Here is a 21,767-nt window from a genome sequence, read left to right as displayed (position 1 = left end):
GAAAGTTATTACAGAAAAAAATTTGGTTTTATTTTTAAGCCATGCTTTGGCATAGAAAGTACTGATTGCGAAGTCTTTTTGGAACCCGTACTTCAGTGCGGGCTGAATTGCTTTTATGTTTAAATTACTTGAAAATCAACTTCTTTTTGCATAAAATATTTGTTTATACTCTGCAAAGCTGTCTGCTAAAATAGCCTCACGAACTTCTCTCATCAGGTTGAGATAGTAGTGCAGATTGTGAATCGTAGCAAGTCTGAAGTAGGTTATTTCACGCGCACGAAATAGATGGTTGATGTAGGCACGGCTGTATGTTTTACATGTAAGGCACTGACACTCAGGGTCTATCGGTAAAGGATCTTCTTTGAACTTGGCCCCTTTGATGTTTATTTTCCCAAATGATGTAAAAAGAGTGCCGTTTCTTGCATTTCTTGTGGGCATTACACAGTCAAACATATCGATGCCGCGTTCAATATTTTCTATTAAATCTTCCGGTGTACCGACACCCATCAGGTAACGGGGTTTGTCTTTTGGCATATATTGTACGGTATGTTCTACCGTATCGTACATTTCATTGTTGAGTTCTCCTACAGAGAGCCCGCCGATGGCAAAACCGTCATAATCCAAAGCACACAGTTCGGTCGCACTTTTTGTTCGAAACGCTTTGTCTGTACCGCCTTGAATTATGGCAAAAATATTCTGTTCAACGCCCACACCCTCTTTTTGCTTTGCACGAAAGTACTCTATAGACTCTTTTGCCCAGGCAGTTGTCCGTTCTATAGAGAGTTTTATGCGCTCCTGTGTTGCCGGCAGTGCAACCAAATCATCTAAAATCATCATGATGTCAGAACCGAGATTGTGTTGGATGTCTATTACCTTTTTAGGTGTAAAGAAGTGTTTGCTGCCGTCAATGTGGGAGCGAAACTCTATACCGTCAGTTTTTGATTTTGAGATGTCGCTTAATGAAAATGCCTGGAAACCGCCGCTGTCTGTCAAAAAACTTTTAGGGTATTGTGTAAAGCCGTGAAGCTTGCCCATCTTGGCAACCGTTTTGTCTCCGGGACGCAGATACATATGGTAGGTGTTTGCCAAAATGATGTCGGCACCGAGTAATTCTAAAACATCATGTGCATCCAAAGATTTCACACTGCCTATAGTACCGACAGGCATAAAAACAGGTGTTTTAATAGTGGAGTGGGCTGTTTTAAGAGTTCCCGCACGGGCATTTTTTGAAGTTGCATCTAAAGTAAATTCCATATTTCTCCACTCATTTTAAAATTTTGTGAAATTATAGCTAATTTATGTCAGTAAAATATAGGTGATGTCATCTTCTTGTATTTCTATCTTTTTTTGATACAAATTTTCAAATTCCTCAACACTGTTTGCCTGCATAAAATCTTCTGCAATATATGCATTATAACTCTCTTGTGAATTATGAACCGTGTTCTCATTCAAACCGTCACTGTAGAGAATCATTTTTTTAAGTTTTTGTATATCCAGTGTGTCAACAGTAAATTTTTTTGTATAGGATGCCAGAGGAGTATTGTTGGATTTGAGTTTGAAGACCTCTTGTGTATCGAGCATATAGAGTACAGGAGGCATAGAAAAAATCGCATAACTCAGGGTATTGTGCTTAAAATGTAAAAAATGCGCACAAAGTACTTCATATTTTAGTAAATTTGGTCGTATAAACTTCACTAGCGAGTTGAGTAATGTCTCAAGCGAAAACAGTTTTTTTTCTTCTTTTAGCAAATCAACAGAGTAGTTGACAAAAGAACTGCACAGCATTGCAGTCACAGAAGCAGAGATGCCTTTGCCCATACCGTCTACCAAAAAGATAAAATACTCATTTTCATTTAGCTTTCGTATAATATAGCTGTCTCCGCTGAGCGTGTCTTTTGGCTTATAGACGGCTTTACATGTAAGTTTTAGAAGCCTGTTGTCCTCTTCCAAATCATTTTTTGTAATAATTTTTTCTTTTGCAAAAGTAATACCTTCCTGATAATTGCTGTATTTTATTTTTTGGTCCTGTTCTTTCATAATACATCTGTCAACTATGATGGATTTTACTGCCTGATTGAATATTGAGACTAAAGAAGAGACAGTAAAAGGTCGTTTTAAAAAGCTTGCAATATGCAGATCAATTGCTTCTTTGAGAATTTCAATACTTTGAAAAGAAGTTACCAGTACTATTGGAACAGAAGTATCCACTTTGCGTATTTTTTTGCTCATTTGCAGTCCGTTGCATATCGGCATACTGTATCTGGTAATAACAATATCTATTTCATTTTTTTGAAAGCTGTTAAAACCTTCTAGACCGTTTTTGGCACAATATACATTTTTGAACATATCGGCAAAAATGTTTTTATATATCTGTATCGTTTTTGTATCGTTTTCAACACATAATATATTTAAAGTTTTATATATGTCTGATATATAGTCATTCATCAATGCGCGGAGAGTTTTTTTACATTCAATAAAGGAACCAGATTCAAATCATCCAAAAGTTCATGCAAACCTTCATTTTGTATGTGTACCTCAAGATTTATCCCGTCGTCCACGAGTTTACACAGGTATCCTATAATAGAGGAGGTAATGGAGATGGATTCCAAAATGAGAATTTTTATATATTTTATATCCGGAGAATTGTCGATCATCTTTTCAATTTCGTTTTTTATTTCTTCATAATGGCTTATAGCCTTGATATTGCCTTTTACAGTTATAGTATTTAATGATGATGAAATTTCCATTTTTAGCTCCAGTTTGCTTTTTATAAATAGTACGCCTCTATATATTAAGAATTGCTTAATCTTGCGATTTAAAATAGCAAATAATAATAAAATGTCACTAATCAGATATTTGCAATGCTATTAGAGACTTCTAAGCCCATTTATTATAGAATTGTAAAAATATTTTTAAAGGTGAGTGAATGGCAACAATCGGTATGAGTGATATCAAAAAAAATGTGCGTCTGATAGTAGGGGAAGTTCCGTATAAAGTAGTAGAGTTCCAACATGTAAAACCGGGAAAAGGGGCAGCATTTGTCCGTATGAAAATGAAAAGTTTTTTAAACGGCAAAGTGGTTGAAAAAACAGTGCATGCGGGTGACAAGTTTGAAGTGCCTGTGATTGAATACAAAACAATGCAGTATCTGTATGATGACGGAGAGATGTATCAGTTTATGGATAATGAAACATATGATCAGCTTGGCTTGACATATGAACAGTGTGATGATGCTTCTAAGTGGTTTAAAGACGGTATCAACGTTGATATTGTGTTTTACAAAGGCAAGGCAATTTCTGTGCAGGCTCCGGAAGTAATGGAATTTGTTATCACAGAAACACCGCCGAATTTTAAAGGTGATACATCAAGCGGAAGCAAAAAACCTGCAACACTCGAAAGCGGTGCTGTTGTTCAGGTACCGTATCATGTGCTAGAGGGCGATACTGTTAAAGTCAATACAGTTGACGGCGAGTATTTAGAAAAAGTTAAATAATTTAACTTCACTGATTAAGGAATAAGCAGCATGGGATTAAGCAATAAAGAGTTACCGAAATTAGGCCTTTTGTATATGGACTATGTCCTGAGATTTTTTGACCACTCCAATTTCAAAGGGTGGCCAAACAAAATAGAAACAGTGACATATCACTGGAAAAATGATAAAGAGAGATTTATTCAAGAGGTCAAAGACAAAAAAATTGATGTACTTATCGGCAATATTCCTGCTACTGCTTATGAGACATTTCGTGAAATTGCTCGAGCCTTGCCTCATGTGCGTTTTATTCCTTCTTTGGATACACAGTTTTCTAACAAATCAAAAGAGAATGTGACACGGTTTGCCTGGAAATATGACTTGCCGATTCCAAAGACCTATATTTACTACAATCATAAAAAAGCGGATGAAGCACTGAAAAAAGCAAAGTATCCTAAAATCATCAAAAAGTCCTACGGACCTTCAAATTACGGCGGTTATTTTGTACATAAAGTCGACAGTTATGAGGAAGCAAAAGCACTTTTGGAAGAAAAAAGATATCATCCCGTTTATGTGCAGGATTTTGTGCCGATGGAGGCAGACATTCGTGTTATGCTCATAGGGCATAAACCTGTATGTGCCTTTTGGCGTCGTGCGCCTGAGGGGGAATGGCTGACAAATACTTCCCAGGGCGGCAGTATGGATTATAATGATGTACCAAAATCCGTACTTGATTTGGCAGTGAAAGTCTCAAAGGCTGCAAAAGCAGAATACTGGGCCTGTGATGTGGCTTACGGCAAAGACGGGAAAGTGCGTATTTTAGAGTGTGCGACTGCATTTGCCGCTTTTCCTTATATAAGAGACTGGATCGGGGAATACCTGATGTGGCTTTTAAGCGAGGGAAGATTTAGAAAACCGCATATTCCAATGTTTAACTGGGAAGAGCTGGGAAAAATCTCTCCGGATTTGCTGCGAACAATGCGACACATTACTTTTGGTGAATATCGTGCAAGTTATGACGGTGCCTACTTTGGTAAAAAGAAGAAAATGTATGGTGACAAAGAAGTTTATCTGCATGAACTGGATAAAAAGTATAAAATTTCTGCCGTCAAACCACGATACAGTGAGGAGTGGCCGAGTGAAAAATGGAATTATCAGGATAAACTCTCGCTTAAACCGTTGCGTTCTTTGAAGAAAGATTCGAATGTAGAAGTTCCAAAGCCTACGAAAGATGAATCACAGGAGTCTTTTAGTGATGAGGTGAAAATTACACAAGAAGAACTGAGTGATTTTTTAACATCTGTAAAAGGCATAGGGAAAAAGAAAGTAAAAAAAATAGTGGAACATTTTGGTGATGTGGAAGAGGTAATTGGTGTATTGCATCAAAATCCGAATATGCTGACAGAAATAAAAGGCATTACCGAGAAGCTTGTAAAAAAAATAAAAAAAGCATGGAAAAAGCTTCTTAAATAAGGAGCTTTTTTTCATCTTCTTACCTCAAATTAAGTCATTTTAACTATAATCACTCTATTCTTTACATACTAAAAAACGGAGTGATTTTTGAGTGCAAAACCTTCCTTTACACATTTACATCTTCATACAGAATACTCACTGTTAGACGGTGCAAACAAACTCTCAAACCTTGTTTCAAGAGTCAAAGAACTTGGGATGACAAGTGTTGCGATGACAGATCACGGCAATATGTTTGGAGCTATTGATTTTTACAAGCAGATGAAAAATGCCGGACTCAAGCCTATTATCGGTATGGAAGGGTACATTCACAACGGTGAGACTCTTGGCGATAAAAGTACAAAACAGCGTTTTCATATCTGTTTATATGCCAAAAATAAAAAGGGATATGAAAATCTGATGTACCTCTCCTCCAAAGCCTTTATAGAGGGCTTTTACTATTTCCCGCGAATCAACAAAAAAGAGCTAAGAGAACACAGTGAGGGGCTTATCTGTACCTCTGCATGTCTTCAGGGAGAAGTAAACTGGCACCTAAATCTGCAAAATGAAAGAAATGTCAAAAACGGTGCGCTCGGATATGAGGGTGCTTTAGATGTTGCTCGGGAGTATCAGGATATTTTCGGTGATGACTTTTACCTTGAACTGATGCGTCACGGTATCGGGGATCAACTCTACATAGATGAGCAGATTTTAAAAATTTCCAAAGAAACAGGTATTAAAGTTGTGGCGACAAATGACACACACTATACCTATCCTGAAGATGCCCAGTACCATGAGGCCTTTATGTGCATAGGGATGAATAAACTTTATGATGATCCAAATCGTATGCGTCATTCGGTACATGAGTTTTATATAAAATCTCCTGATGAGATGGCACGGCTTTTTGCCGATATTCCGGAAGCTTTAGAACATACGCAGGAAATTACAGACAAAATAGAAGATTTTGTACCCATTGTAAAATCACCGACACCGCCCAACTTTAAATTTACGCAGGAGTATGCAAAAGAAGAGGGGCTTGATATAGACTTTGAAGATGATCCCCCTTTACCTGAAAATGCCACAGAAGAAGAGAAAAAAAAGTGGATGAGTGCTGCTGATAAGAATGATGCTGAATTTTTCATTGTCAAATGCCGACAGGGACTCCAAAAGCGTCTGAAAATTGTTCCAAAAGAGAAGCATCAGGAGTATCGGGACAGGCTGGAATTTGAGATGAACATCATTAACTCTATGAAATTTCCCGGTTATATGATGATTGTTTGGGACTTTGTTAAAGAGGCAAAGCGTCTGGGTATTGCAGTAGGTCCCGGACGGGGAAGTGCTGCCGGAAGCCTGGTTGCCTACTCTTTGGAGATTACCGACATTGACCCGATGAAATACGACCTGCTTTTTGAGCGTTTTTTAAATCCTGAGCGTGTGAGTATGCCCGATATTGATATGGATTTTATGCAGGCGCGCCGCGGAGAAGTGATAGACTATGTCACAAAAAAATACGGGCGTAATCAGGTTGCCCAAATCATTACTTTTGGTTCTTTGCTTGCCAAGGGAGTCATTCGGGATGTGGCACGTGTTTTGGATATGCCGCTTAGTAAAGCCGACCAGATGGCAAAACTTGTACCCGATGAACTCGGCATTACACTTAACGGTAAAACAAAAAACGGAGAGTTTAAAGAGGGTGCTTTTCAAAAAGAGCCAAAACTTCGAGAACTCATAGAGAGTGATCCTCAGGTCGGACGGGTTTGGGAATTTGCCAAAAAGCTTGAAGGGCTCAAGCGAAATGCAGGAATGCACGCTGCCGGTGTCGTTATAAGCAATGAAGAGTTATGGAAAAAAACACCTATATACAAGCCTTCCGGGGAAGATACTTTTGTCACACAGTATTCACTCAACTATATGGAAGATGTCGATTTAATCAAGTTTGACTTCTTGGGTCTAAAAACACTCGATGTTATTGACAATGCAATCAAACTCATTAAAAGAAGATACAACAAGGAGATAGACTGGCATCAGATAGACGAAAATGACAAAAATGTGTATGATGTCATTCAGACCGGTGAAACAGTCGGAATGTTTCAGATAGAATCATCCGGTATGCAGGATCTGAACCGTCGTTTAAAACCTTCAAACTTTGAGGATTTGATTGCGGTCCTGGCACTGTATCGTCCGGGTCCTATGGAATCAGGGATGCTTGATGATTTCATCGAGCGTAAACACGGACGACAGGAAATTACCTATGTTTTTCCCGCACTTGAAGAGATACTCAAGCCTACCTACGGAGTTATAGTTTATCAAGAACAGGTTATGCAGATTGTGCAGACTATCGGTGGATTTTCTCTCGGTGGTGCAGATATTGTGCGCCGTGCCATGGGGAAGAAAAAAGTCGAGGAGATGCTTAAATACAACAAAGAGTTCTCCGAGGGTGCAGCCAAACAGGGGCTTGATTATAAAACGGCTTCAGAACTCTTTGATTTGATTGAAAAGTTTGCCGGATACGGTTTCAACAAATCACACTCGGCAGCCTATGCCATGGTTACTTTTCAAACGGCATGGCTCAAGACATATTATCCCAATGAATTTATGGCAGCACTTTTAACCTCAGACAAAGACAATACAGAAAAAGTAGTGCGCTATATAGATGAAGTCAAGCGAATGGGCATAGCACTTTCTCCTCCTGATATCTGTGACTCTTATTTGGAATTTTCTGCTATTACGAAAAATCAGCAGGAGATTATTTTGTTTGGTTTGGGCGGTATAAAAGGGGTTGGAGAAGCAGCTATTTATGCCATGATAGAAGAGCGCGAAGAAAACGGCGACTATACCTCTTTGCAGGATTTTGTCAACAGAATCGAGCCAAGTAAAGTAAACAAGCGTGTTATTGAAGCCATTATAAAGTCAGGCGGATTTGACAGATACGGCTACTCACGAAAAGCACTCTTAGACCAGATAGAACTGATTGTGGAGACGGCAAAAAAAGCGAGTGAAGCAAAGAAAAATGCAGTTGGTTCTCTTTTTGGAGATGATGAAGAGATTACAACCGTAAAACTCGAACTTACAAACTCAGACGAATATGAACTCAAAGAGATTTTAGAGTTTGAAAAAGAGACTTTGGGATTTTATGTCTCCGGGCATCCGATGGATAATTTCAGACAAGAATTGGATGAGCTAAATTATACACTCTCATCAGAACTTGAAAGCATCAAAGACGGCTCTTTTGCTATATTTATAGGAAAAGTAGAAGAGATAACGAAAAAAATCTCTAAAAAAGGGAATCAGTTCGGTATTGTCAACCTGATGGACTTTCATGGAAATATTGAAATTATGCTTTTTTCCGATAAGCTCGAACAACTCAGTGAAATGGACTTGGAAGAACCTGTTGCTTTTAAGGCAAGAGTCACGCATACTGATTTTGGACCACGACTCAATGTTACAAAGCTAATGACACTCAAACAGGCAAAGAAAGAGACAAAAAAAGTAAAAACAGAGATTCAAGAAGCGCCGCCGGAGCCAATTAATTTGGCTGTACGACTGAGCAGTAATTTTGATGTACTGGAAAAACTTTATACGCTTATCAGGCAAAATCCGGGGAACAGACCGCTTAAAATTACCATAGTATCAAAACTGCACAATGTCGTCATAGATTCCGCCATACATGTAAATGCACAGCTCATAACTGCGCTTGAAGGCAATGAATTTGTGGATATAATAGGATAAACAGATGAATAAACAAGATTTTAACGAAGGACTTTTAGGCTTTTTGGATGCTTCGCCTACGCCTTTTCATGCGACGCAAAATATGGCAATGATGTTTGAAAATGCAGGATTTATCAAGCTTGATGAAACAGATAAATGGGAACTTAAAGCAGGACAAAAGTATTATGTCACACGCAATGGCTCATCAATCATTGCCTTTACCTATCCAAAAACAGAGAAAAATTATGTGATGGTCGGGGCACATACCGATTCGCCAAACCTGAAACTCAAGCCAAATCCTGTAATAAAAGAGCATGGTGTGGTGAAATTCGGTGTTGAGCCTTACGGCGGACTGCTCTTAAATCCCTGGTTTGACAGAGATTTATCTTTAGCGGGTCGGGTAAGTTATCTTGATGCAAACAAGACTTTGCAAAGTATCTTGATTAATGTGCAAAAGCCAATCGCTGTTATTCCATCGCTAGCCATTCATTTGGACGACAAAGCCAACAAAGAGAGAACGGTGAACAAACAGACAGATATCTGTCCGGTTTTGAGCACAAATGAAGATTTTGATTTTGATGAATTTATTAAATGGCAGCTTGCAAACAACGGTATTGGAGATGTCGAAGAAATTTATGCAAGTGAGTTGAGCTTTTATGATACACAAAAAGCAGAATTTGTAGGGCTGCGGAATGATTTTATTGCAAGTGCGCGGCTTGATAATCTGCTGAGTTGTTACACAGGCATGGTTAGTATTTGCAGTGTAAATACAGACAAGCCTATGCTTTTCATCGCAAGTGACCATGAAGAGGTGGGGAGTGAATCGACGAGCGGAGCAGGGGGCAGTTTTCTAGAAAATACCCTGCACAGAATGTTTGATGATTATGAAGAGTATATGAAGATGACAAGAAGCTCTTTGATGATAAGTGCAGACAATGCCCATGCAATTCATCCAAATTACCCGGCAAAACATGACAGCAATCATGCCCCGCATATAAACAAAGGTGTTGTCATAAAAGTCAATGCAAATCAGCGATATGCCTCCAATGACAAAACAATAGCAAAGTTTAAGTATAGCGCTTCATTGTTACATGTAAGGCTGCAAAATTTTGTGACAAGAAGCGATATGGGATGTGGCTCCACCATAGGACCCATCACGGCTTCGCGTTTAGGAATAGACACCATAGATGTAGGACTGCCAACCTGGGCAATGCATTCCATACGCGAACTTGCCGGCAGTGATGATGCACATGATTTGTATAAAATTTTGACAGGACTCAGTGCTTAATGGCATCTATTACACCGCAGGAACTTAATGTTCTTATTCAGCAGACTTATAAGGTTGAGAATGAGTTTAATGAGTTAAAGGCCTCGTATGCACACCTGCAGGATACTGTTGAAAAGGTTGTTGAATTTCTCCCTAATGCTATTTGGATTCTTAACAGTGATAACACTGTTTTTTTGCAAAATTCCCATGCAAGAGAGTTATGGGAGCTTTTAAAGCTTTTGGAGTACCGTGATGAAGATTATGAAATTACTTTTAATGCACACTCCTACCTTGTCAAGAGTTCTACCTATAAAGACAAAGTGATGCTCTCTGCAACAGATATTACAGAACAAAAGCGAAAAGAGAATCTTGCCACTATGGGACAGATGGCAGCCCACCTTTCCCATGAAATACGGAACCCTATAGGGGCGATTTCTTTGATGAGTTCGACACTTAAAAAACGGGTACTTCCTGAAAATATTCCAATAGTCGAAGAGATACAAAAATCAGTTTATAGAATTGAGCGAATCATTAAAGCGACACTGATGTTTTCAAAAGGTGTGCAGACACAAAAAGATCTTATACCGTGGAGTCAGCTCAAAGAGTCTCTGGATATGGCGATAGCCTATTACGGATATTCAAAAGAGATAGAATTTGTTTTTCCAAAAGAGGATTTTTTTATGCATGCAGACAAAGATTTACTTGAAATGCTGTTTGCAAACTTTATCACCAATGCCATTGATGCGATAGAAGAGGATGAAAACGAAGAGGGAAGGGTTGAAATAACCTATGAAAATGATGGAATATATCACATCTTTAAGATATATGACAGTGGTGTGGCTATAGATAATGAAAAAGAGCTTTTTGAAGCATTTAAAAGCACAAAGCTCAAAGGCAACGGTTTAGGACTTGTTCTTTCCCGTCAGATTGCCGAGGCACACGGCGGAAGTGTAAATTTATGCACTGTGCAGAAAAAATGTTTTGAAGTGAAAATTAAAATGTAAGTTAAAAAGGCGTGATTGTTTTTAGGTTAGTTTATTATTATCTTATTGCAAGTATAATAATTTTTTTTTAAAAGGTTAAACATGAAAAAAATTCTCTCTTTAATTGGTTCAATGCATACGATGGCAATTTTAATGCTTATTTTTGCATTTACAATAGGGTATGCAACGATAGTTGAAAATGACTATGGAACGATGACTGCAAAAGCAGAAATCTATAATGCACGATGGTTTGAGGTTTTGCTGGGTTTATTGGCTTTGAATCTTTTGTATAATATCTATCGATTTAAGATGTACAAACTCTCTAAAGCGCCTATTTTTATCTTTCATATTGCGTTCTTGGTGATATTGGTCGGTGCGGCAGTGACGCGGTATTTTGGTTATGAAGGGACTATGCATATTCGTGAAGGAGGCAGTGCTTCTTCAATTGTAAGTGCTGATCCCTATATAAGCATAAAAGTCAGTAACGGCAGTGACACAAAAAAATTCTCTAAAGTTTTATATCTCTCAAAAAGAGGAAATAATGATTTTGAGGCGTATGTGAAGCTTGAGAATAAAAAGGTTGATGTGAAGCTTGTAGAGTACATTCCTAATGCCATAGAAACTTTGGTGGCAGACAAAAACGGCAAGGCAATAGCAAAACTTATGGTTACAGGCAGTGGACAGGGAAAACCTGTAGCACTCGAAGAGGGCAAGTTTTATAATGCGGGAAGTTTTATTCTGGATTTTAATTCAGGCGAACATTTTGATAAACCGGTTTTGTTTTTGTATATAAAAGACGGCAGGTTGTACCTGAAGCATGATATGAAACTTTCTTACTTAAAAATGGCTGACCGATCCAGAGGCAGTTTGGATGCAAATGATCATGAAGCGCTTCAGACAAGAGTTCTTTACAGCAGTGATTTAGGCGGTTTTGTTTTGCGTGATTTTATGCTGCATGCACATAAAAAAGTGGTTTCAAACCCAAAATCCATACTGCGGGCTTCCGGTGTAGATGCGCTTAAGTTTTTGGTTCACAGTGGCGATAAACAAAAAGAAGTCCTGGTATACTCACAAAAAGGTATGCTTGGTGTTCCCAGTGAAGTGGATATAAATGGTTTACATGTAAGTGTTGCCTATGGTTCAAAAGAGATAAAAATTCCTTTTACCTTAAAACTTTTGGATTTCCAGCTTGACAGATATCCGGGATCTATGAGTCCGGCATCGTATGCAAGTGAAGTGGAACTTATAGACAAGGAAATGGGAATTGATATGAAATACAGAATATACATGAATCATATTTTGGAACACAGAAATTACAGATTTTTCCAATCTTCTTATGATATGGATGAAAAAGGAACAATTTTGTCAGTAAACCATGACCCAGGAACACTGCCGACATATATAGGGTATTTTTTATTGGCACTCGGAATGTTTTGGGCACTTTTTTCCAAAAAACACAGATTTGCCAAACTTTCGGCAAAAGCAAAGAAAGCGAGTGAGTGTAAAATAGTTCCGGCATTGTTGATTGCAGGTTTGGCATTTGCAGTGACACCGGCAAAAGCCGCTGAACTTGATCCGGCTATAAAAACCATACTTTCTTTTGATAAAGAGCATGCACAAAAATTTGGACATTTGATAGTGCAGGATACAAAAGGACGTATGAAGCCGATAGATACACTTGCTTTGGAAGTATTGGCAAAAATACACAGAAGTTCTACATTGCAAGTCGGAGAAACAGAGTTAAGTGCAAATCAGGTAATCCTGGGCATGATGATACGACCGGATGTTTACAAAGACATAAAACTTATTCGAACGGGTGATGAAAGAATAAATGAGGCCATAGGAATAAAAAAAGATGCAAAATATGCCTCTTTTGCACAGTTTTTTCAGGATCCTGCAGGTATGCGGGGTTACAAGCTTTTGTCTCTTGTTGAACAGGCTTCAAGAAAAGCTCCAAAAGACAGAAACAAGTTAGACAAAGCTGCCTTGAAAATTGATGAAAAAGTAAATGTTGTTTATATGGTTTTTACAGGTTCACTGTTGAAAATATGGCCAAAACCGAATGACCTTAATAACAAATGGTATGCAACAATTGAGGCTTTAAAAACATTTGATGCTTCTCAGGCTGAAAAAGTCAGAATGATTGCGATAGCCTATTTCACAGCTGTCGATGCTGCTCTTTCAAACGGAGAATGGAAAATCGCTGATGCAGGATTGAAAAAGATAGACGAATATCAGAGGTTCTACGGTTCTGCTGTCTATCCGAGTGAAAATAAAATAAAAGCAGAGATTTTTTACAACCACTCAAATGTTTTTGAAATTCTTTGGCCATTGTATTTCATTATGGGCTTTGTATTATTGATTTTAAGTTTTGTGAAAATTTTAAAACCGAAATTTCAAATGCAAAAAATTACAAAAGTTTCTTTGGGACTTTTAGGTATCTTTTTTATTGCACATACTTTGGGTCTTGCACTGCGATGGTACATATCGGGACATGCTCCATGGTCAAACGGTTTTGAATCAATGACATATATTGCATGGGCAACGGTTCTGGCAGGATTTATTTTTTCCAAGCAGTCTCCTATTACGCTGGCATCTACGTCAATTTTGGCAGGTCTGATTCTGTTTGTGGCACATTTGAGCTGGATGAACCCGCAGATTACCAATCTTGTGCCTGTACTTAATTCTTACTGGTTGAGTATTCATGTTTCTATGATTACGGCAAGTTACGGTTTTCTGGGGCTTGGAGCATTACTTGGGTTTATCACCCTGTTGCTGTTTATTGTAAAAAATGACAAAAATGAGAAGCAGATATCTCTTTCAATTAAAGAGTTAAATGCAATCAATGAAATGAGTTTGATGATAGGGCTCGTTTTACTGACTGTTGGAAACTTTTTAGGCGGTGTCTGGGCGAATGAATCATGGGGTCGATACTGGGGATGGGATCCAAAAGAGACATGGGCACTGGTGACTATTTTAGTCTATGCCGTTGTTATCCATGTACGGTTTATTAAATCTATTTACAATGACTTTAATTACAGTGTAATCTCGCTCTTGGCATTTACATCGGTTTTGATGACATATTTCGGAGTGAATTATTATCTTGCGGGTATGCACTCGTATGCAAAAGGGGATCCGGTACCTATTCCTGACTTTGTTCCGGTAACCTATGCAATAGTGTTTATAATTATTGCACTTGCTTTTAGAAACAGAAGATTAGCTTAGGTATTAGGCTTGAAAGATACAAAGCCCACTAAAATACGGGTTCCAAAAAACAGTTTAACTGGAATCGGTACTTTAGTGCCGGCTGTTATGGTCTGGTACTTATGAATCTGGGCTGAAAATTGATAAACTCGTAAAATAGGAATCGTATTGGAATTTACAGGTTTTAGTAAAAAAACACTGCCGTTTTTGGCAGCAATTCGAAAAAACAACAACAAAGAGTGGTTTTCGGCTCATAAACAGGAGTACGAAACACTCATTCTCAATCCCTCCCGTGCTTTTGTCACAGAGATGGGAGAGCATCTGCAGGCACTTGAACCATCCATAAACGCAATACCAAAAATCAACAAATCTCTGTATAGAATCTACCGTGATTCAAGACGTCCAAATGCGCTTGTCATGCCTATAAAAGAGCGCATCGGCATAATATTTTGGCAGGGAAACAGCAAGAGAATGCAAAGCTCCTCTTTTTATCTGCACTTTTCGCCTGAAGAACTTTATGTAGCCGTGGGTGTACGCTGGTTTGAAAAACCGATGCTTGATGCTTTTCGGCAAACCATTAAAAATGATGCCAAACGTGCCGAACTCGCAAATATACTTAAAGTTATCAAAGCAAAAAACAAAAACTACACCCATCTTGAAAAAGGCTATAAGCGTTTTCCTAAAGGATTTCATGCTGATATGGAACATGCTGATTTGAGCCTTTATAAAGGTATGGCAACCTATACGATACTCGACCCGCATCTTATAGAAGACGGGGAGAAGCTTATAAACAGGCTTTATGAAATTTATGAAGATATGCTGCCTCTGCAACAGTTTATGTATGAAGTCAGCCTGAGAGTCGAAGATGAGTAATATTTTTGATTATGAGCTGCCTGAACCTGACAGTGAGAAATTTCAAACACTTTTAAAAAAGAAAAATGTAGAAATAAAAACTATAGTAAGCAACACCCTGAAAACTCCGCAAACCTTTGTTGAGGAGAGAGATGAATGGCTTGTCGTTCTCAAAGGTTGTGCAAAATTGGAAATAAATGGTATAGTACACAAATTAAAAAGCGGTGATACTCTGTTTATAGCTGCAAATACAAAGCATACACTTCTCAAAACAAAAAAAGTCGTTGTCTGGCTGAGTGTATATATACAATAGGAAGTAGATTGAAAAAAGAGGCGATAGTATTACTGAATATGGGTGGTCCAAACAACCTGAATGAAGTAGAAATGTTTTTAAAAAATATGTTTGCAGATAAAAACATACTGACGATGAAAAGCAATCTTGTGAGAAAAATGGTTGGCGGACTGATTGTCTTTAACCGTGCGGAAGCATCTCAGGAAATATACAGAGAACTGGGCGGAAAATCGCCTATAGTCGGGCATACAAAAAATCTTGTGTCAAAACTGCAAAAAAAACTGGGTGAAAAATTTATAGTTGATTTTGCCATGCGATATACACCGCCTTTTGCCTGTGAAGTAGTGGAAAAACTGGCTAAAGAGGATGTGGACAAAATATACTTGATTCCTTTGTATCCGCAATACTCTACAACGACGACAAAGTCCTCTCTTGAAGATTTTGAAGAGTGCTATCACAAGAGTAAAGGCAATGCACTTTTGGTGGAAATAAAACATTTTTTCCAAAATGAAACATATAACAGGGCAGTTATTCAAAGTATTCAAAATACAGTGGGAGAGAGTGAGTATCGTGATTTTGACATTGTTTTTTCAGCACACGGACTTCCGCAAAAAATTATAGATGCGGGAGATGTGTATGAAAAACATGTGAAACGTCATGTGGAAATTTTAAAAGAGATGATGCAAAAAGAAGGGATGGCATTTCATGATGTTCATTTGGCATACCAGTCAAAAGTAGGGCGTATGGAGTGGCTCAAACCTTCACTTGAGGACAAACTCAAAACAGTCAGAAACAGGGGTGTTGTCATTTTTCCTATCGCCTTTACTATTGACAATTCGGAAACAGACTATGAGCTGGATGTAGAGTACAGAGAAATAGCACAGGATTTGGGATTTAAAGAGTATAGAGTCTGTAAATGTCCAAATGACAGTGATTTGTTTGTTGAAGCACTTGTGGAAATTTATAAAAAGATGAAATCATGAAAAAAATAGTTATATTTGATATGGACGGGACATTGATTGATTCAAAAAAAGATATTACCATCTCAGTCAATTATGTAAGAAAAACAAATCATAACCTGCCTCCACTAAGCGAAGAGTTTATAGTGGATGCTATTAACAAAGAGGTAAGAAATCTTCCTAAACTTTTTACAATACTGAAATCTATGAAGAAAAAGACAGAATTCTTTTTGAAAAACATTATAAAGAGCAGTGTATAGAACATCCTTACCTTTATGATGGTGTCCAAGAGATGCTTGAGCGGTTACATGTAAAGGGGGTAAAGCTTTCAGTTGCGACAAATGCACCGACACAGTTTGCCCTGACAATGCTGGAACATTTACATGTAGCCGATTGTTTGACATGATAGTCGGTGCAGATAAAGTACAGGCATCAAAGCCGCATCCCGATATGATACACAAGATTTTGAATTTTTACAGTTATGATGCAAAAAAAGATAAGGCATGGATGGTGGGGGATAATTCAAAAGATATTAAAAGTGCACACAATGCCGGCATTGAAGCGATTTTTGCAGCATGGGGATTTTCTGCGCATGGAACACATACCGTAGTAGTAAAAGATCCAAAAGAAATAGTAGATATCGTTTTACAATAAATTATGATACAATAAATCCTAACTCGGTTGAGGAGGGATGTCAAAATGTTTCATAATGATTTACTGATAGCTTTTATTGTAATGGGCATTTTATTTTTACGACAAATAGCAATTTTGAAACGTCCGGACAAAATTAACTATGCTCCTCTAAATGTCAAGAATCAAAGTGAAATGATAATAAAACAGATTGTTTTATCAGTGAAGAATATGCAGGAACTTGAAAAAACAACAGCAAGTTTTCCAAAAATATTTTCTCAATTAAACAGTGTGATTCAAGAAATAGAAGCGATAAAATCGGATTATATAACATCATACAAAGAGCTTGAAAATCTTTTAAAAAGATTGGAAAAAAAGCTCTTTTAAGTCATTTTAAATATTTGTCGATATAATCCAAACCAAAATAACAATTATAAGGAAAAATATGAAAAGAAGAGAATTTCTTAAAACTTCTATGGCTGCTTCAGCTGCTATTTTAGGTACAACTGCATTATCAGCCGGTGAAACACATCAGCCAATTGATACCAGAAAAGTCTCTGATATGGCTTTCCCTGAAAAAAGACCATTGATAACCTATTCGGACAGACCACCGCTTTTGGAATCACCAAGAAGCACATTTGCACGCGGCATCACTGAAAATGATGAATTTTTTGTCAGATGGCACCTTCCGGATATCCCGACTTATATTGATACAGATTCTTTTACTATTAAAATCGATGGTTTGGTTGAAAAAGAGTTGGAAATTTCTCTTAAAGAGTTGAAAAATGATTTTGAACAAGTTGAAGTAACTGCAGTACTGCAATGTGGTGGTAATTCCCGTTCAGCTTTTACACCAATAGCAGGCGGTATTCAATGGGGAAGTGGTGCTATGGGATGTGCAAAATGGAAAGGTGTACGGTTAAGTGATATTTTGAATCGTGCAGGCTTGAAAAAAGATGCTCATTGGATCGGTTTCAACGGTAAGGATAATGCAGCTTATTATGAAACACCGAATTTTGTAAGAGAATTAGAGATTGAAGAGTTAAATGATCATGTCATTATTGCGTATGAAATGAATGGTGAGGATTTACCTTATTTAAATGGCTTTCCTCTTCGTTTGGTTATTCCTGGATACTATTCGGACAGTTGGGTTAAAATGTTAAGTAATATTACAGTTACAAATAAATACAAATCTCTTTTCTTTATGGATGTAGCATACCGTGTTCCAGACAATAAATGTGAATGTGAAACGCCAAAGCATAAATTTAAACCAACAAAGCCAATAACAAATATGAATGTAAAATCAGTGATAGGGTATCCTGAAAACGGGATGAAACTCTATCATAATTCACATGTAGTTGTAAGAGGTGTGGCATTTGATGACGGACATGGAATTAGAGAAGTTTTAGTCTCTGTTAATGGTGGGAAAACATGGGAAAAAGCAGAACTCAAACAAGAAAATGGACGTTATGCTTATACGGAGTTTAGGTATTCATATAAACCTACAAAATACGGAAAACTGACATTTATGGCAAAAGCAGTTAATCGTCTTGGAGATGAACAGCCATTTGCAAAAGATATCGGATGGAACCATGGTGGATATAAGTACAATGGTATTGATGAAGTTACAGTAGAAGTGGTTTAAGGAGAAAAAATGAAAAAATTATTATTAATAGCAATACTGTCCGCAGGTTCACTCTTTGCACAAGTAAAGGGAGATATTGAAGTCCCGTATATATCTTATCAAATCAAAATGGGTAAAGGATTTGATGCTGTTCAGGCAAACTGTCTGATGTGTCACTCTTTTGGATATATTATTAACCAAGGCCCTCAATCACGTGAGTTTTGGCATAAAAAGATAGAGAAGATGATTGTACATTTTAAAGCACCTATCACAAAAGAAGATGAAAAAATTGTGACTGACTATCTCTTTAAGCACTATGGAAACGGCAAATTAAAATAGTACCTGTCAAAAAAAATTGCAGGAATGGAGGTAAATTTCATGTCAATCAGTAAAAAAATACATATACCATTGGTAGTTTCTATTTTAGCAGGATTTATTGTTATTTTGGTGAACTACTATTATTCTATTAAAGACTTGGAACATGAGGTTTATACTTCAGAATCTGCTTCTTTGCATCTTAGCTACAAGCAAGCAATGCAAGCAAAGGAAGACATCGGTCTTACCAATGCTATAAACATATCGCAAAATTACAGTGTGATACGCTCATTGATGGAAAACAACAGAACTGTTGCCATCAATGGTTTAAAAAGCCTGTCTCAGGAATTTAAAAAATACACAAAATATAAAAATATTAAAATACATATACATGATGCAAATGTACATAGTTTTTTACGTGCTTGGAAGCCAAAGAAATTTGGAGATGATTTAAGTTCTTTTAGAAAAACAATAGTTGCCGTTAAAAGAGATAAAAAACCTATTGTCGCTATTGAGCTTGGTCGTGCAGGGCTTGTACTCAGAGGCTTAGCTCCCGTTGAGCTCAATAATCGCTATTTAGGTTCTGTTGAATTTATGCAAGGTTTAAATTCTATAATAAAATCTGCGAGAAAAAACAACGGATACGAAATAGCCATTGTCATGAAAAACGAATATCTCTCAACAGCACGTTCATTAAAATCTGCTCCAAAAGTCGGTAATTTTACACTTGCAGTCAAAGAAAATGTCGTTAATAAAGAGTTTTTTAATGATTTGGCTCATATTTCTATTGAGAAGACAGATAGACCACAAATAACTGATAAGTATTTTATAGTCTCAGAACCTATAAAAGATTTTTCAAACAATGTTGTTGCTTATGCACTGATCGGTGAAGATATCAATAAAGTAAACAGCGTCATTTCTCAATCTGAAGACTCTCTTTTGAGACAAGTATATATTATGTCTTTGGTTGATCTGTTTATTTTACTGTTTTTAATGTACATTATCAAAAAAACAATTACTGACCCTATAGTAAACCTTGCAAATGTTGCTGATGAATTGGCACAGGGTGATGCTGATTTGTCAAGAGACTTCCCGTGGTATCAGAAGATGAATTAGGGCAGGCGAGTAAAAATTTCAATGCCTTTTTAGATAAAGTCGAAGCGCTTGCACTCGAAGCAAAAGAAGAAGCTTTAAGAGCTGAAGATTCTGCAAAACATGCTGCGGAAATTGGCGAGAAGAACAAACTGACTCTTGCGCTGTCGGGAGAGATGATAAGCGGTGCACTCAACAATGCAGAAAATTTAAGAAACAGCATGTCTCAGAGTGTTGAAAGTGTCAATCAGGTAAATATACTCAATGCCAAAACATCCGAAGTCATTAAAGAAGTGACACACTCTACGGATAACATTAAAGATGCAATTGGCAGTATTACAGAGATGGTTTCAGAATCACGACATTCTGCAGAGGAACTGAATGCAAATGTTGAAGAAATTTTTAATGTGATCTCTCTTATTAAAGATATTTCAGACCAGACTAACCTGCTTGCACTGAATGCGGCTATAGAAGCGGCACGTGCAGGTGAACACGGACGAGGATTTGCAGTAGTTGCCGATGAAGTTCGTAAGCTTGCAGAACGAACGCAAAAAGCTACAAGTGAGGTAGAAGCAAATATAAGTGTACTTAAGCAAAACTCGATGAATATGAGTGAAAACAGTGAAAAAATTGAAGAACACTCCATAAGTTCACAGCAAACACTCGAGGACTATGTTGACACGCTTTCTCAGTTGATTTCCAACAGTGAAGCTATCACAAAAGACAATGAAATCATAGGATACGAACTATTTACAAATATGGCAAAACTTGATCATATGGTCTATAAAAACAATGCATATTCATCAATGCTTGAAGGGAAATTGAAATTTGAATTGAGTGACCATACTCAATGCAGACTAGGCAAATGGTATGCAGATGAAGGTAAAAAACTATTTGGAAAAAGCAGTTTTTATACAAATCTGCAAGAGCCGCATAAAAAAGTGCATGATGATATAGCAAAAGCTATGCGTATGCTTGGCAGTGATAAAGTTGATGAAATCATAAAAATATTTAAAGATGCAGAAAAAGCATCACAGGAGTTGTTTACTTATTTAGACAATATGGTTAAAGAGAAATTATAATTCTTTTTAACCCGCTATTTATACCCAATGCCATTAAGTTAAAAAAAATTAATGCTTTTTCGGAACCGGTACTTCAGTCATAAGTATCTACACAACTTAAAACTCCATCTGCATAAAGTCATTGAGTTCTTTTTGAATGCTATGGAGTTCTTCAATATCATAAAGTTCAAGCATATCCATAGCAGAGAAGAAGTTCCATAAACCTGCTAACAGAGCCGGAGAGGTAGATATCTTCTTTCTTGCTACCAATCTCCCGCTTAATCGAACTAAAAACTTTCTAATTGCCAGCATGTTTTTACTATTTGTATGTTCAATTTCCCATACAAGCAAACAGGCATAAGAGGCAACAAACAAGCGTTTAAATATAGCCTGTGCACTCTCTTGCTGCCATTTTTCCAAATTAAACCCTGAACTCTTTAGCAGTTGTCAAACGAGTGTTTTCATTCTTTCATTGAAAAAGATAGCATATACTTCTTCTAGGAGCTCTTTTTCTATCTCATGGATAGTTTGAGTGTCTTTGATGTTAAATTTGTTTCTAGATACATCACTGTTATCGTAGTAAAACTCACTACTTACTAACTGATACTTTGATGCCATACTTTTTTCTGAGGAGTTGAGCTTTTTTATAACAGAAGTATTTGTTGTAGTATATCCTTCAATAGCTTGAGAGACAGATACAATTTTTGAAATGATATTTTTATTGTTTGGATTCTTACTCATAAAATACTTCCTTAAATAGATAAGCTATTATAACAAAAAATAGATGATGAATGGATAAGTTGTATGTTTTTGAAAAGTTGTAAAAATGTTACTGTAAGTGTCAGTCATATTGTCAGTAAAA

General features: G+C 37.2%; 19 protein-coding genes and 2 pseudogenes. 16 read left to right on the top strand and 5 right to left on the bottom strand.

Annotated elements, in window-relative coordinates; translation table 11 throughout:
* Positions 1-135 precede the first annotated feature (135 nt).
* The 3 genes from tgt to MLC44_RS08135 are packed head-to-tail and all read right to left on the bottom strand — an operon-like array spanning position 136 to position 2,747.
* The gene (gene tgt, locus MLC44_RS08145; protein WP_418640403.1) at positions 136-1,254 is read right to left on the bottom strand and encodes a tRNA guanosine(34) transglycosylase Tgt; all 1,119 of its coding nucleotides are present in this window, start codon (positions 1,252-1,254) and stop codon (positions 136-138) included.
* Positions 1,255-1,296: 42 nt separating this feature from the next.
* A complete protein-coding gene (locus MLC44_RS08140) occupies positions 1,297-2,445 on the bottom strand; it encodes a response regulator (RefSeq protein ID WP_434656868.1) in 1,149 nt (382 codons plus the stop codon).
* Positions 2,445-2,747, bottom strand: a complete 303-nt coding sequence (locus MLC44_RS08135; RefSeq protein WP_151900158.1) for a hypothetical protein — start codon at positions 2,745-2,747, stop codon at positions 2,445-2,447. The genes MLC44_RS08140 and MLC44_RS08135 overlap by 1 nt, the downstream gene beginning before the upstream one ends.
* A 179-nt stretch (positions 2,748-2,926) precedes the next feature.
* On the opposite strand from MLC44_RS08135, the gene efp reads away from it, so the two are divergent.
* The 16 genes and pseudogenes from efp to MLC44_RS08055 all read left to right on the top strand — a co-directional run.
* Entirely contained in the window at positions 2,927-3,493 is a 567-nt protein-coding gene (gene efp, locus MLC44_RS08130; protein ID WP_151900159.1) for an elongation factor P, read from the top strand.
* Between the two features lie 30 nt (positions 3,494-3,523).
* Positions 3,524-4,942, top strand: coding sequence for an ATP-grasp domain-containing protein (locus tag MLC44_RS08125; RefSeq protein ID WP_346388849.1), 1,419 nt, complete (start codon positions 3,524-3,526; stop codon positions 4,940-4,942).
* An 87-nt stretch (positions 4,943-5,029) separates the two neighbouring features.
* Entirely contained in the window at positions 5,030-8,647 is a 3,618-nt protein-coding gene (dnaE, locus tag MLC44_RS08120; RefSeq protein ID WP_346388848.1) for a DNA polymerase III subunit alpha, read from the top strand.
* A 4-nt stretch (positions 8,648-8,651) separates the two neighbouring features.
* Complete coding sequence (locus MLC44_RS08115; protein ID WP_434579857.1) at positions 8,652-9,914, top strand: M18 family aminopeptidase; 1,263 nt, start codon at positions 8,652-8,654, stop codon at positions 9,912-9,914.
* The gene (locus MLC44_RS08110) at positions 9,914-10,897 is read left to right on the top strand and encodes a sensor histidine kinase (RefSeq protein WP_151900163.1); all 984 of its coding nucleotides are present in this window, start codon (positions 9,914-9,916) and stop codon (positions 10,895-10,897) included. Before MLC44_RS08115 ends, MLC44_RS08110 begins: the two co-directional genes overlap by 1 nt.
* A gap of 81 nt (positions 10,898-10,978) precedes the next feature.
* Positions 10,979-14,101 carry a cytochrome c biogenesis protein CcsA gene (gene ccsA, locus MLC44_RS08105; RefSeq protein WP_434656865.1) on the top strand — a complete coding sequence of 1,041 codons (3,123 nt, stop codon included), beginning with the start codon at positions 10,979-10,981 and terminating at the stop codon, positions 14,099-14,101.
* 147 nt (positions 14,102-14,248) lie between these two features.
* Positions 14,249-14,953 (top strand): DUF2461 domain-containing protein, encoded by a 705-nt coding sequence (locus tag MLC44_RS08100; protein ID WP_434656863.1) that lies wholly within the window; start codon positions 14,249-14,251, stop codon positions 14,951-14,953.
* On the top strand, positions 14,946-15,245 hold the full coding sequence (locus MLC44_RS08095; RefSeq protein WP_151900166.1) for a cupin domain-containing protein: 300 nt from the start codon (positions 14,946-14,948) through the stop codon (positions 15,243-15,245). The genes MLC44_RS08100 and MLC44_RS08095 overlap by 8 nt, the downstream gene beginning before the upstream one ends.
* Positions 15,246-15,253: 8 nt before the next feature.
* Positions 15,254-16,207, top strand: a complete 954-nt coding sequence (hemH, locus tag MLC44_RS08090) for a ferrochelatase (protein WP_151900167.1) — start codon at positions 15,254-15,256, stop codon at positions 16,205-16,207.
* Complete coding sequence (locus MLC44_RS08085) at positions 16,204-16,443, top strand: HAD family hydrolase (protein ID WP_434656861.1); 240 nt, start codon at positions 16,204-16,206, stop codon at positions 16,441-16,443. Before hemH ends, MLC44_RS08085 begins: the two co-directional genes overlap by 4 nt.
* A gap of 32 nt (positions 16,444-16,475) precedes the next feature.
* Positions 16,476-16,837 (top strand): annotated as a pseudogene (locus MLC44_RS08080) (HAD family hydrolase).
* Positions 16,838-16,882: 45 nt separating this feature from the next.
* Positions 16,883-17,200, top strand: a complete 318-nt coding sequence (locus MLC44_RS08075; RefSeq protein WP_151900169.1) for a hypothetical protein — start codon at positions 16,883-16,885, stop codon at positions 17,198-17,200.
* A 58-nt stretch (positions 17,201-17,258) separates the two neighbouring features.
* Positions 17,259-18,458, top strand: coding sequence for a molybdopterin-dependent oxidoreductase (locus tag MLC44_RS08070; RefSeq protein WP_151900170.1), 1,200 nt, complete (start codon positions 17,259-17,261; stop codon positions 18,456-18,458).
* A gap of 9 nt (positions 18,459-18,467) precedes the next feature.
* Positions 18,468-18,776, top strand: a complete 309-nt coding sequence (locus MLC44_RS08065) for a sulfite:cytochrome C oxidoreductase subunit B (RefSeq protein ID WP_151900171.1) — start codon at positions 18,468-18,470, stop codon at positions 18,774-18,776.
* Between the two features lie 39 nt (positions 18,777-18,815).
* The gene (locus tag MLC44_RS08060; RefSeq protein WP_434656858.1) at positions 18,816-19,868 is read left to right on the top strand and encodes a cache domain-containing protein; all 1,053 of its coding nucleotides are present in this window, start codon (positions 18,816-18,818) and stop codon (positions 19,866-19,868) included.
* A 392-nt stretch (positions 19,869-20,260) separates the two neighbouring features.
* Positions 20,261-20,926 (top strand): annotated as a pseudogene (locus MLC44_RS08055) (methyl-accepting chemotaxis protein); the annotation flags it as partial.
* A 96-nt stretch (positions 20,927-21,022) separates the two neighbouring features.
* Here the strand turns inward: MLC44_RS08055 and MLC44_RS08050 are convergent.
* The gene (locus tag MLC44_RS08050; protein WP_434656856.1) at positions 21,023-21,325 is read right to left on the bottom strand and encodes a hypothetical protein; all 303 of its coding nucleotides are present in this window, start codon (positions 21,323-21,325) and stop codon (positions 21,023-21,025) included.
* Positions 21,326-21,352: 27 nt separating this feature from the next.
* Complete coding sequence (locus MLC44_RS08045; RefSeq protein WP_434656854.1) at positions 21,353-21,646, bottom strand: hypothetical protein; 294 nt, start codon at positions 21,644-21,646, stop codon at positions 21,353-21,355.
* Positions 21,647-21,767: the final 121 nt, after the last annotated feature.

Source organism: Sulfurimonas sp. NW9, assembly GCF_051132275.1.
Lineage (GTDB): Bacteria > Campylobacterota > Campylobacteria > Campylobacterales > Sulfurimonadaceae > Sulfurimonas > Sulfurimonas hydrogeniphila.
This window is presented reverse-complemented; position numbering and strand designations above follow the sequence as displayed.

Bases quoted from the DNA above. Each gene is read 5' to 3' on its own strand.
- tgt (WP_418640403.1), bottom strand. From the start codon at position 1,254: ATGGAATTTACTTTAGATGCAACTTCAAAAAATGCCCGTGCGGGAACT.
- MLC44_RS08140 (WP_434656868.1), bottom strand. From the start codon at position 2,445: ATGAATGACTATATATCAGACATATATAAAACTTTAAATATATTATGT.
- MLC44_RS08135 (WP_151900158.1), bottom strand. From the start codon at position 2,747: ATGGAAATTTCATCATCATTAAATACTATAACTGTAAAAGGCAATATC.
- efp (WP_151900159.1), top strand. From the start codon at position 2,927: ATGGCAACAATCGGTATGAGTGATATCAAAAAAAATGTGCGTCTGATA.
- MLC44_RS08125 (WP_346388849.1), top strand. From the start codon at position 3,524: ATGGGATTAAGCAATAAAGAGTTACCGAAATTAGGCCTTTTGTATATG.
- MLC44_RS08115 (WP_434579857.1), top strand. From the start codon at position 8,652: ATGAATAAACAAGATTTTAACGAAGGACTTTTAGGCTTTTTGGATGCT.
- MLC44_RS08110 (WP_151900163.1), top strand. From the start codon at position 9,914: ATGGCATCTATTACACCGCAGGAACTTAATGTTCTTATTCAGCAGACT.
- ccsA (WP_434656865.1), top strand. From the start codon at position 10,979: ATGAAAAAAATTCTCTCTTTAATTGGTTCAATGCATACGATGGCAATT.
- MLC44_RS08095 (WP_151900166.1), top strand. From the start codon at position 14,946: ATGAGTAATATTTTTGATTATGAGCTGCCTGAACCTGACAGTGAGAAA.
- MLC44_RS08085 (WP_434656861.1), top strand. From the start codon at position 16,204: ATGAAAAAAATAGTTATATTTGATATGGACGGGACATTGATTGATTCA.
- MLC44_RS08075 (WP_151900169.1), top strand. From the start codon at position 16,883: ATGTTTCATAATGATTTACTGATAGCTTTTATTGTAATGGGCATTTTA.
- MLC44_RS08070 (WP_151900170.1), top strand. From the start codon at position 17,259: ATGAAAAGAAGAGAATTTCTTAAAACTTCTATGGCTGCTTCAGCTGCT.
- MLC44_RS08065 (WP_151900171.1), top strand. From the start codon at position 18,468: ATGAAAAAATTATTATTAATAGCAATACTGTCCGCAGGTTCACTCTTT.
- MLC44_RS08060 (WP_434656858.1), top strand. From the start codon at position 18,816: ATGTCAATCAGTAAAAAAATACATATACCATTGGTAGTTTCTATTTTA.
- MLC44_RS08045 (WP_434656854.1), bottom strand. From the start codon at position 21,646: ATGAGTAAGAATCCAAACAATAAAAATATCATTTCAAAAATTGTATCT.